Annotated in this window: 12 protein-coding genes; 4 read left to right on the top strand and 8 right to left on the bottom strand. The window is 47.7% G+C overall.

The window, feature by feature from the left end; translation table 11 throughout:
* Positions 1-97: 97 nt before the first annotated feature.
* The 3 genes from GCU48_RS14550 to GCU48_RS14540 all read right to left on the bottom strand — a co-directional run bounded on the left by GCU48_RS14550 (position 98) and on the right by GCU48_RS14540 (position 1,710).
* Positions 98-463 carry a MarR family winged helix-turn-helix transcriptional regulator gene (locus GCU48_RS14550; protein WP_244315660.1) on the bottom strand — a complete coding sequence of 122 codons (366 nt, stop codon included), beginning with the start codon at positions 461-463 and terminating at the stop codon, positions 98-100.
* Between the two features lie 185 nt (positions 464-648).
* Positions 649-846 carry an SGNH/GDSL hydrolase family protein gene (locus GCU48_RS14545; RefSeq protein WP_244315658.1) on the bottom strand — a complete coding sequence of 66 codons (198 nt, stop codon included), beginning with the start codon at positions 844-846 and terminating at the stop codon, positions 649-651.
* Positions 847-864: 18 nt separating this feature from the next.
* Positions 865-1,710: a LysR family transcriptional regulator gene (locus tag GCU48_RS14540; protein WP_025717616.1), complete on the bottom strand. Its 846-nt coding sequence runs from the start codon at positions 1,708-1,710 to the stop codon at positions 865-867.
* Between the two features lie 130 nt (positions 1,711-1,840).
* On the opposite strand from GCU48_RS14540, the gene GCU48_RS14535 reads away from it, so the two are divergent.
* Positions 1,841-2,971, top strand: coding sequence for a Gfo/Idh/MocA family protein (locus tag GCU48_RS14535; protein WP_152380470.1), 1,131 nt, complete (start codon positions 1,841-1,843; stop codon positions 2,969-2,971).
* Positions 2,972-3,072: 101 nt separating this feature from the next.
* Here GCU48_RS14535 and guaA read toward each other — a convergent pair whose 3' ends face one another.
* Positions 3,073-4,611, bottom strand: a complete 1,539-nt coding sequence (gene guaA / locus GCU48_RS14530) for a glutamine-hydrolyzing GMP synthase (RefSeq protein ID WP_025717614.1) — start codon at positions 4,609-4,611, stop codon at positions 3,073-3,075.
* Positions 4,612-4,756: 145 nt separating this feature from the next.
* On the opposite strand from guaA, the gene GCU48_RS14525 reads away from it, so the two are divergent.
* Positions 4,757-5,422: a DedA family protein gene (locus tag GCU48_RS14525; protein WP_152380469.1), complete on the top strand. Its 666-nt coding sequence runs from the start codon at positions 4,757-4,759 to the stop codon at positions 5,420-5,422.
* A gap of 526 nt (positions 5,423-5,948) precedes the next feature.
* Here GCU48_RS14525 and bcp read toward each other — a convergent pair.
* The 4 genes from bcp to GCU48_RS14505 are packed head-to-tail and all read right to left on the bottom strand — an operon-like array spanning position 5,949 to position 9,097.
* Positions 5,949-6,425 (bottom strand): thioredoxin-dependent thiol peroxidase, encoded by a 477-nt coding sequence (gene bcp / locus GCU48_RS14520; protein WP_152380468.1) that lies wholly within the window; start codon positions 6,423-6,425, stop codon positions 5,949-5,951.
* A gap of 42 nt (positions 6,426-6,467) precedes the next feature.
* Positions 6,468-7,256, bottom strand: coding sequence for an ABC transporter permease (locus GCU48_RS14515; protein ID WP_025717611.1), 789 nt, complete (start codon positions 7,254-7,256; stop codon positions 6,468-6,470).
* Between the two features lie 4 nt (positions 7,257-7,260).
* Positions 7,261-8,055 carry an ABC transporter permease gene (locus tag GCU48_RS14510; RefSeq protein ID WP_152380467.1) on the bottom strand — a complete coding sequence of 265 codons (795 nt, stop codon included), beginning with the start codon at positions 8,053-8,055 and terminating at the stop codon, positions 7,261-7,263.
* On the bottom strand, positions 8,048-9,097 hold the full coding sequence (locus GCU48_RS14505) for an ABC transporter ATP-binding protein (protein WP_025717609.1): 1,050 nt from the start codon (positions 9,095-9,097) through the stop codon (positions 8,048-8,050). The genes GCU48_RS14510 and GCU48_RS14505 overlap by 8 nt, the downstream gene beginning before the upstream one ends.
* Before the next feature lie 104 nt (positions 9,098-9,201).
* On the opposite strand from GCU48_RS14505, the gene GCU48_RS14500 reads away from it, so the two are divergent.
* Positions 9,202-10,323, top strand: a complete 1,122-nt coding sequence (locus GCU48_RS14500; protein WP_152380466.1) for an LCP family protein — start codon at positions 9,202-9,204, stop codon at positions 10,321-10,323.
* An 82-nt stretch (positions 10,324-10,405) separates the two neighbouring features.
* The gene (locus GCU48_RS14495) at positions 10,406-11,722 is read left to right on the top strand and encodes a glutamate-1-semialdehyde 2,1-aminomutase (RefSeq protein WP_025717607.1); all 1,317 of its coding nucleotides are present in this window, start codon (positions 10,406-10,408) and stop codon (positions 11,720-11,722) included.
* The last annotated feature ends 60 nt before the right edge of the window (positions 11,723-11,782 follow it).

The raw sequence follows: 11,782 nt of genomic DNA, 5'->3' as shown, positions 1-11,782 counted from the left end.
AAAGGTATTCGCAGCAGATTTCTATTTTACCGGCAGCATGGTGGGTCGCACTTAATACGTGGACATTGTTCAGTACTGTTTTTCCCCCTCGCATATTTTACATATTCTTTACATTGGTAGACATATGTTGTAGTGCACCTGTCAAAGCTTCAATTTCTTCATCTGTAAAATCACACAACAGTTTGTTCTGAAAGACCTCTCTTTGCTTCATTAAAACTTCCAGTTCTTGAACCCCTTGCTCGGTTAGACAAATATAAGTGACACGCTTATCCTGCTCTTTTTTATTGCGCATAATCAGACCTTCCTGCTCCAGCCTTTTCAGGTGTCGAGTAACCGCTGCTCCGTCCAGTGCCAGTAAATGCTGAAGCTCCAACTGACTTAATTCCTGTCGTTGATGAATATGGTATAAAATCTCGACCTTGGTAAAGCTGGTTTTCATCTGAGCTTCAAAAGCAGTATTCATTTCTTTACACAAAAGGTGCATACGATAAAACAGCTTGCTCTTATCCGTGCAATGTTCGATGATATTTCCTCCTCCAAATTAATCGACGCATCAATTGATAAATCAGGTATTATACGCCTCTATTAAAAATATTCAAGCTCTGTGACAGATCTTTATAAAGAACTCGGTCAATTTAAAGAAAATACTCAAGCTTCATGATCAGCCTGAGTATGTTCGGGTTTCTGCCGATGGTGTCCGTGATTCTCAAAGCTTTGAAAGCCCAGGGTGTCGCTGACGATATGCGGGTAAGGCCTTTCCCCCTCTTTGAGTTCATATCCAAAAGTAATACTATCCCCCAAAAATGCTGCATGGTTACCCTGGTACTTGTTCTGATTAGTAGTCATTGAATTCTCTCCTATCCCTTAAATCGCATTGTTGAGTTCGACAAATTTATGTTCAATGGCTGTCATCATATGGTTGGGACGGGTTATTAAATATGTATCCATGTAGCCGAAGGTGGGAGGAACCGGCAAATAGGATTTTACATTAAATTGCCGTGCCAGCCTTTTGGACATCAAGGTAATTCCCATTCCCATCAATACAAACTGCACCATCGTATCAAATACCCCTACCTCTACAACCTCGCCATGGGTCAATTGAATGTCCTGATACATCTTCTCCAATTGCGTAAGATAAAGGCAGCCATCCGACAGCACGATAATTGTAGCTCCTTGCAGGACTTGTTTGAGGTCTGAGCCTGCATGAATGTCTTTCCCCACCAGTACCAGATCTTCACGACAACATTTTTGATAATGAATATATGGGTTGGTGGGATACCCTGTAACAAAAGCAATATCGAGCTCGCCGTCGAGGATCAATTGCTCCATCTCCGTGGTGGTTCCGGTTTTCAATGTCACCGAAGCCTGCGGGTACAACTCGTATACCTTCGTTAGCGCCCTCGTTGTTTCGCCTGCTACAATGGACTGCATTGTCCCGACGCGCAGTTTTTCCTCCTGCGGTCTCATTTTCATCTCTGTGTCTTGCCACAGCAGCAAAATTTGTTTGAACTGAGCATATAGGATTTCCCCTGCGGGAGTCAGCTCCATGCCACGGGGTTTTCGGTAAAATAACGCTGTTTTATAATGGGCCTCCAGCTTCTTTATTTTAGCTGTCATATTCGATTGTAAGTGGTTCAGCTTTTGGGCAGCTTCTGTAAGGCTTCTCAGTTCTGCTACTGACACAAATGCCTGCATGTTCTCAATGTCCACGTCTCCATCTCCCATCAAATAAAATGATATCTACATCATAAACAAACATTATAATTTATGTGTTAAATGTATTATATTGACCTTGGGCACTATTTTCCAGCCTCATTAATATTTAGGAGGGTCCCGCAGCATGAAGAAAAAGAAGATTCGTACAGGAGTGGTCGGAGGATCAATGAATAACAAATGGGCCAGTCAAACGCACATTCCGGCTTTACTCAAGCATCCGAACCTGGATATCACTGCTGTCGGTACTTCCCGTATGAAGAGTGCGCGGCAAAGCGCAGAAGAAGTTGGGGCGGCACTGGCTTTTGATGATGCCAAAAAGCTCGCAGCTTCTGAGGACGTGGACATGGTCGTGGTGAGCGTCAAAGTTCCCCATCATTACGGAGCGGTGATGGCAGCGATTCAAGAGAAAAAGCATATTTTCTGTGAATGGCCCTTGGGGGCAAATACGGCGGAAGCCACCGAAATGGCTAAGGCAGCGGAACAGGCGGGTATTCATCATACGGTCGGCTTGCAGGCTCGGCAGGACCTTGAAGTGCAAACAATGAAAAGGCTGGTGGAGAACGGGGAGATTGGTGAAATTGTATCCTGTCACATGCAAGTAGCTACACGCGGGAAAGGAGGAAGTACAGATCAGGATACGGCTTATTTACTGAATAAAGCCAATGGCGCCAATTTGCTAACGATTAACGGCGGGCATACGCTGGACGCACTGCAATACATCGTTGGTGAATTTTGCGAGCTATCAGCCATTACAGCATCACACTACAGCCATGCCACGATTCAGGAAACAGGTGAAATTATCCCCAAGGATACAGCCGATCAGATTTTGATTCACGGGTTGTCGGAAAAGGGAACACCGATATCGGTTCACATTCAGGGTGGCGTAAACTCTAAATTTGAGATAGAAATTCAGGGAAAAAAGGGAGCATTGCGTTTGACACAAAAGCCTTCGCTTGGGCATGTTCAATTTGGCAATCTGACACTCGAAAAGCTTGTGTATGATTCAGGCAGTAATAAGGGTTATGAGCCTAATGAGGCTTTTGAACAAATAAGTATAGCTGCTGAGCCTGATGATGAACCGGATTTCCCAAAAGAGGGGGTAACCCTGAATGTAGCCAAAGCTCACCATGTATTTGCCAAGGACATTTTGACGGACACCCGCTTTGCTCCTGATTTTAATCATGCCTTAAAGCTGCACCAGCTACTGGACCGTATTGAGGAATCGGCAGCAACCGGAAAAAAGGTCGTGTGGTAAAAAGCATACGAGTAGAACAACAAAGCCTTAAAGTAAAAAACCTTCAAAACCACGATGGATGTGGAATTGAAGGTTTTGTTGTCTTGTTTGCAGTCTATAATCTATTCCCACTCAATCGTTGCTGGTGGCTTGGAGGTTACATCGTACACGATACGGTTTACATTTTCTACTTCATTAACGATACGTACCGAAATTTTCTCCAGCACGTCCCAAGGGATACGCGCCCAGTCGGCGGTCATACCGTCGATCGAGGTTACTGCACGGATACCTACGGTGTATGAGTACGTACGGGCATCGCCCATAACACCAACACTCTTCATGTTTGGCAGAGCGGTGAAGTATTGCCAGATTTCCCGATCCAGACCGGCTTTGGCAATCTCCTCGCGCAAAATATAATCCGATTCACGGACAATTTTGAGCTTGTCCTCTGTCACTTCGCCCAATACACGAATGGCAAGACCCGGACCCGGGAATGGCTGACGCCATACAATTTCAGCTGGCAATCCGCATTCTTCACCGACTTTACGCACTTCATCCTTGAACAATGCATTCAGTGGCTCGATCAGCTTGAACTTCATGTCTTCCGGCAAACCACCCACGTTATGGTGCGATTTGATGGTCTGCGCCGTTGCTGTTCCGCTCTCTACAATATCTGTGTACAACGTGCCTTGTGCCAGGAAGTCAAAATCATCAAATTTAGCTGATTCTTCTTCAAAAACATAGATAAACTCGTTACCGATGATTTTACGTTTTTGTTCAGGATCATCGACTCCCGCCAGTTTAGACAGGAAGCGCTCACGTGCATCAATTTTGACAACTTTCATATCAAATTTGCCAACGAACGTGTCCATTACACTTTCCGCTTCGCCCTTGCGCAGCAGTCCGTGATCAATAAACATACATGTCAGCTGATCGCCGATGGCTCTATGAATGAGCATTGCTACAACGGAAGAATCCACGCCGCCACTTAAAGCGCATAATACTTTCTTGTCGCCTACTTGCTGACGGATTTCACGGATTTGATCCTCAATGAACGATTCCATCGTCCAGTTGCCTTCACAACCGCACACTTCATACAGGAAGTTACTGATCATCTCATTACCTTGTACGGAATGACGTACCTCTGGATGAAACTGTACTGCATACAGGTTCCGTTCCGGATGACTCATAGCGGCAATCGGCGCACTCTCTGTTCCTGCATCGAGTGTAAAGCCGGATGGCAGATCTGTAACGTGATCCCCGTGGCTCATCCATACCGTTTGACGGGAATCCAGACCTTTAGCCAATCGGGAGCCCTCATTGAATAGCACGTCTGCTTTGCCGTACTCACGCTTGCCCGCACGTTCTACCTTACCGTCCAGTTGGTGAGCCATCAGCTGCATACCATAGCAAATACCAAAGATAGGAATGCCAAGATCATAAATTGCCCGGTCCACCTGAGGGGCATTTTCCGTATATACGCTGGAAGGTCCGCCTGAGAAAACAATCCCTTTCGGCGCCAGCTCTCTCAGCTTCTCCGCAGACGTATTGTATGGAAGGAGCTCACTATATACACCGAGATCCCGAATTCTTCTTGCGATTAACTGGTTGTATTGTCCTCCAAAGTCGAGAACTACAACGATTTCATTAGGCTTATTCATTACCGTGCCTCCCTCAATTGTTCGTTTCATTATACGCAACGATAAAACAGGACGTCAAGAAATCATACGGAGTTGAGTGAACATGAAAAGATTGTTAAAATAAATTGATTATAAATTACTTAATCTGTTCGTAGGAGTGTACACGATGGATGTACTGAAATGGATCTCGCAATTGTTCGAAGAATACGGATACGGCGTCCTCTTTTTCGGCTTGCTGCTTGAGTTTATTGCTTTACCCTTTCCCGGGGAAACCACAATGGCCTATGCGGGATATCTCTCCTATTCGGGTACCCTGGATTTCGGTAAATTGGTGCTGCTGGCCTTTTTCGGTACAACCATCGGTATGACGATTACCTACTTTATCGGAAAATGGGCTGGACTTCCCTTTATTCAGAAATACGGTAAATGGGTACTCTTATCACCGGTCAAGCTTCAGAAAACACAAAAGTGGTTTCAACGATATGGGTACTGGCTTATTTTCATTGGATATTTTATCCCAGGTGTTAGACATTTTACTGGCTATTTTTCTGGAATTATAGCTCTTCCTCTCCGTAAATTTGCCTTGTATGCATACAGCGGTGCTCTGTTCTGGGTTACTTTATTTCTAAGCATCGGCAAGCTGTTTGGTCCGCAATGGGATGCCATTTTCCATTTAGTAGAGCTGTATGCACTGCGCACCGCCGCAGTCGTTGGCATGATCCTTATGCTGTATGTTGCTTATCGCTGGAGAGCCTTCCTGCTTAGCCCTTTCTACAAATCAGATAAACCAGTTAAACCAGTTAAAACCAGCAACAAGAACGATTCACAATAATCAGGTTCCAGCTGCCTTGCGGCTGCGAGCTCTAATATAAAACATCGAAATCACAGTAGATATCAGGACAAATCCTGCGCCTCCAGCGAGGCCCAACATACGAGGCTTCATCATTTCTACCGCTACCCCTGCTCCAAGCATAGATAACCCGATTATGCCCTGACTCTTACGCTGTCAGCAAGCCTAACAATGGACCCTGTAAATGCAACGGGTTTTCCCGCATTAATAGTGTATCCAAACAAATGGCCCCCACTCCACTCATCACCTGCTCCAGCTATGGCCTGTAATAATTCCGCCGGACAAACAAGCAGCGCAATACTGCTAAAATAAAACGTGGGATTTGACCAACTCCGTCATTATTTCCTTGAGCTTGTGGGGCATTTACGTGGTCAGGCAGAAAAGCAAACCATCATATTGAGGGTTCTGCAACATTTCTGGGATAAGAAAAGCCGGAGATTACATAACAAAACACCCTCCGAGACTGAAATACAGCCAGCGTCCCGAAGGGTGTAATAGTGCTTGTGATCTATGCCTGCTCCCGAATGTACTCCAGCGCAGCATCAATATGCCCTTTGACTCTCAAGCCTCGCCATTCATGAATTAAAATACCATTCTCGTCGATCAGGAATGTAGAGCGAACGATGCCCATGTACTGCTTGCCATACATTTGTTTCTGCTGCCACACACCGTACGTCTCAGCTACCTGATGCTCTGCATCGGATAGCAGTTGAAAAGGTAGCCCGTACTTGGCGATAAACTTGTCATGCTGCTTAAGTGGATCAGGGCTTACCCCCAAAATGACTGTATTCAAGCCTGCAAACTCCGTATGCTTATCCCGAAAATCACACGCCTGTGTCGAGCAGCTGGAGGTCAGATCCTTCGGATAGAAATACAGCAATACCCTGCTGCCTCTATAGTCAGATAGCTTAACGTTCTTTCCCTCACTTCCCGGCAATTCAAAGTCCGGTGCCGGTCGTCCAATCACGGTAGATGTCGTGGACATCTCATCATCTCCTATCTTTTGGGGGTTCTCATGTGATCCGGCCTAAGAGCCTGCTCCCCTATAACGCCGAATCCCCCAATTCCATGCCAATAAGCCCAAAGTCAGAAACACAGCGCCCATTACAGGAGTTAAGAGCGCCATATGCCGCATATCTTCCCGTTGGAGGAACAAGGACGCCGGATATACGCCAACAAAAGCAAAAGGCAGTATCCAGGTCAGCACAACCTGAATGGCACGGTTATAGATCGTCACCGGATAACGTCCGTAACCCTGAATATTGTACATAAGCGGAATAATCCCCGTAGGCGCATCCGAAAAGAATGAAAGAGAAGTCAATATGGTGTATATACCCGTATAGATTGCCACGGCACTTAGGCTCAAAATAATCAGCGCCGGTACGAACCACCACTCCATAGCCAAATCCATCTGTGCTCCGCTGATTCCCATAATAATCAGACCAATCACCGATCCCACCAGCGCTGGCGGGTCCACATTTTCAAGAAAAATCTGGAACAGATTATACGCGGGACGGGTCATAACCCGGTCAAGTTCTCCTTTAACAATATAGCGTTCGCTAAAATTCCAGAGGTTGACAAAACAACTGAATAGTCCGTACGGAACCATGAAAAAGCCGTAAACGAATACCACTTCATTTTCACTCCAGCCACCCAAGCTGTCTGTGTGCATAAAAATGACCAGAATAAAAATAAGATTCGTAGCCTGAAACAGCAGGTCCGAAATGACTTCCACCCAAAAATCGGCCCGATAGGTGAGTCGTGATTTCATGTAATTTTTCAAATATTCGCTAATGAGACCCAAATAGTACATCATCGGCTTACCCTCCCTGCACGAACAGACGTCTGCGCGCCAGTCGCCAAATGATGACCATCGGCACGAGCAGAACGACTAGCCAAATGATTTGGATACCCAGCACATTCCAGATGCCAACGCCTTTTACACGTCCTGTGAAAACAGACCCTGGTAAATAGGTAATCGCCTGAAACGGCATCCATTGGGCGATTGTCGCCAGCCAGCCCGGAAACAAACTGATGGGTAAAATCAATCCGGAAAACAGGTCTACTACTACCCGCTTCATACGCATCATGCCCTCGTTATTTTCGATAAAAAAGGCTGTCAAGCCCGTAATAATATTAATCTGAGTGTTAATCAAAAAGCTGAAAAACAGCATGACCAGAAAACCAATCCAGGCTACCGGGTCACTAGGGAGCTTCACCGGAAACAGCAGCATCGCAATCGCCATGCCCGGAATCATAAATAACAGGAAGCGGAACATCCCCTCACCGAGTCCCTGCATACATTTAACGAGCACATAGTTATACGGCCGGATCATCTGAATAGCAATGCTTCCATCCCGAATATCCGTCGAAATTTCACGATCCAGATTGTTAAAATAAAAAGCCCTCGCCATCCATGAGACCGCTACATAGGTCGTCATCTGAGCAGCGGTAAAACCGCCAATACTGCCTGCACCCCCGTATATGGCTTGGTATGTGAAATAGTACACGCCAATATTCATGGAATAAATAAGTATGCCTGAATAATAGTTCACACGATAAGCAAGCATCGTCAGAAATCGGATACGAATAAAATCGGTATATACGCTAAGCATGAACTTTGGCCTCCACTGCCGGGAGAATCGGATCGCCCTTGCGTTCTGCCGAGCCAGACTGATAAATACTGCGGACGATATCATCTGTGTTGGTTTCAATGATTTTGATGTCTGTAATGTCGGTGCGGCCCACTACACGGGCCAGAACATCCGATACGTTAATGTGCAAAGGAATCCATACCTTGGCAGACAAATCGTTATCCATCGTCCAGGTCAGCGGCATATCGGCAGTCCATGCCTGCAATTGCTCCAGCCCAGCCGTCGCACCAAATTGAAACCGTACTTCGCGTCCTGTCCCCCACCGCGTCTTCAGATCCTCCAGACCACCATCATAAATGATATTCCCATCATCCAGCATAATGACGCGCGAGCACAACGCTTCAATATCCTGCAAATCATGGGTCGTCAGCAAAATGGTCGTGCCGTGATCCCGGTTCATGTCCTTTAGAAACTCACGGATTTCGGACTTCACCATAATATCGAGTCCAATGGTCGGCTCGTCCAGAAAAACAATGGACGGATTGTGCAGCAGTGCGGCTACCAGCTCACAGCGCATCCGTTGCCCGAGACTGAGCTTGCGTACCGGGCGACTTAGCAGATCCTGCAATTGAAGTCTCTCTACCAGCTCATCCAGTCTGCGTTTGAAGTCAGTAGCCGGAACCTGATATACTTTGCGCAGCAGCTGAAAAGACTCGATCACGCCGATGTCCCACCAAAGCTGGCTGCGCTGACCAAAAACAACGCCTATGTTGCTTACAAATTTCTCACGATCTTCGTAAGGGACATAGCCCCCGACCTTGAGATGCCCTGATGTCGGCACCAGAATGCCTGTCAGCATCTTGATCGTGGTGGACTTTCCGGCACCGTTCTCACCGATATAGCCGCATATTTCTCCTTGCGGGATACGGAAGGAGATATCTTTGACCGCAGCCACCTCGTTGTATTCTCGGGAGAATAAATCAAGGAAGGCGCCTTTCAGGCCCTCACGGTTTTTCTGTACCTTAAATGTTTTGCGCAGATCCTGCACATCAATTGCCAGCATGTTATACCTCTCAGTCAGGATTTTACAAAATCCATTGTTAAATTGATTGTGCTCCAAAAAGAAATTATAATGTAATGAATTGAAAAGCGAAAGGGAGAGCATCCATGACAAGCAGAACCAAAAGGACGATATGGTCGGTTCTGGCCGTGGTTATCGTCGCGATTGTAGGCTTTGCCGTGTACTATTTTTCATCCATCTATAATCAATTGAACAATCTGCATAAAGAGGGCGCAAACTCCCCCTTCAAAAATGTACAGCAGGTCGATCAGGTTCGTACACCGGACCCGCCCAAATGGGAAGGAACGGACATGGTCAACATTCTGCTGATGGGTGTCGATGGCCGTGGTATCCAAAAAGGGGAAGTCCCCCGCTCAGACAGTATGATGGTCGCATCGCTGGATCCCGTCAAGAAAAAGATTCATCTTTTCTCTATTTTGCGTGATACGTATGTAGATATTCCCGGCTACGGCAAAAATCGTATTAATACTGCCATTACCCACGGACCCAATACAGCCATGAAGGCGGCTGGTGATCTGCTGGGCATTCAAGTGCAATATTATGTATATACCGATTTCCAAGGATTTATTAAGCTGGTAGACGCTGTGGGCGGCATTGATTTTGAAGTGGAAAAGGATATGCACTATACAAGCAATGCGGATAAGCATCAATACGACATTAACTTGAAAAAGGGCATGCAGCATCTGGATGGCAAAACGGCGCTTCAATACGTACGGTTCCGCCATGATGCCATGTCCGACTTCTCACGGTCAGGACGTCAGCGTGCATTTTTGGAGGCGGTAGCCCAGAAAATGCAGACAACGACCTCCATTGCCAATCTGCCAAATATTTTGGAACAGGTGAGCCCTTACATTGATACGAATCTGAGTGTCAATGATATGTGGAAGCTGGCGAACGTCGGCTACCAAAGCACCTTTGCAGGCAGCGAGCAGGTTCCACCGATGAAGCTGCTCGGAGAAGAAAGTGTAGGCGGCGCACAGGTGCTTACGGTGCGCGATCCGGAAGAGCTGAAAAAGTACGTGCAGGATATATTCAACAACCCTCCTGTGCAGACACAGGAGCAGGGCAAGGATCAGAATGGACCGAAGCAGCCGGACAGCGCATCATCGTCCAAGACAGATAAGCCTTCTTTTACAGGAGGCAGTAAAACCAGTAATGAGGATGCTTCCACACAATCGACACCAAAGACAGGCCAAAAAGAGCTATAATGAAGACACAGGGGCAGCCGTGAACGCTGCCCTTTGGTGTGTGTATACCCTATTTAGATGAACGGAAAGGAAGTTTGTGATGATGAAACGGGAAAACTCCGAAGCATTATATAAAGAAGCATTGGAGCATATTGTCGGGGGCGTCAACAGCCCTTCGCGCTCCTTTAAAGCTGTGGGCGGCGGCGCTCCAGTATTCATGAAACGCGCCCAAGGCGCTCATTTCTGGGACGAGGATGATAATCGGTATATCGACTATCTGGCAGCATACGGCCCGATTATTACCGGACATGCCCACCCCCATATTACCAAGGCCATTAGTGAGGCTGCGGCAAACGGGGTCTTGTACGGAACTTCCACAGCATTGGAAATCAAGCTGGCCAAGATGCTGAAGGAGGCTATTCCTTCGCTGGACAAGGTCCGGTTTGTGAATTCCGGCACAGAGGCGGTCATGACGACGATCCGTGTGGCACGCGCCTATACCGGGCGGAACAAGATCATCAAATTCGCCGGCTGCTACCACGGTCACTCGGATTTGGTACTCGTAGCCGCAGGCTCCGGCCCATCCACGCTGGGCATACCGGACAGCGCAGGCATTACGACCAACATTGCGAGCGAGGTCATTACCGTGCCCTTCAATGATCTGGACGCGTTGCGCCAAGCCCTGGAGCGTTGGAGCGACGATGTGGCGGCAGTGATGGTCGAGCCGATTGTCGGTAATTTCGGCATGGTGATGCCACAGCCCGGCTATCTGGAAGGACTGTGCTCGATGGCGCGTGCGAACGGCTCACTCGTCATTTATGACGAGGTCATTACCGCGTTCCGCTTCCACTACGGCTCCACCCAAACGTATGCAGGTCTGGACAATCATGATGCGATTCAGCCGGATTTGACCGCGCTGGGCAAAATCATGGGCGGCGGTCTGCCGATTGGTGCTTACGGAGGCAGCAAGCAGATCATGGAGCAGGTTGCCCCACTCGGCCCGGCTTATCAGGCGGGCACTATGGCCGGCAACCCGGCCTCGATCTCGTCAGGCATCGCCTGCCTTGAAATCCTTCAAGGAGAAGGCGTGTACGAAGAGATGGAACGTCTGGCCGTGAGACTGACGGATGGAATTCAGTCCTCCGCCGATCGCTACGGCGTGCCATTGACGATCAACCGCATTCGCGGATCGTTCTCGACGCATTTCTGCGATCACCCGATCACGAATTACGCTCAGGCGCAGGATACAGACAGTGAAGCGTTCGCGTCCTTCTTCCGTCACATGCTGGATCGCGGTGTCCATCTGGCACCATCCAAGTTCGAAGCCTGGTTCCTTACAACAGCGCATACGGACGACGATGTGGATGCTACGCTGGAAGCGGCGGACGATTCCTTCCGTGCGATGTCACAGGGTAAATAAGCAGTTCAGCAAGCGATAAAATATGGATTCGGTAAGAGCCGGAAGTCGTCTCAAGGACGG

This window comes from Paenibacillus brasilensis, assembly GCF_009363115.1.
GTDB lineage: Bacteria > Bacillota > Bacilli > Paenibacillales > Paenibacillaceae > Paenibacillus > Paenibacillus brasilensis.
This window is presented reverse-complemented; position numbering and strand designations above follow the sequence as displayed.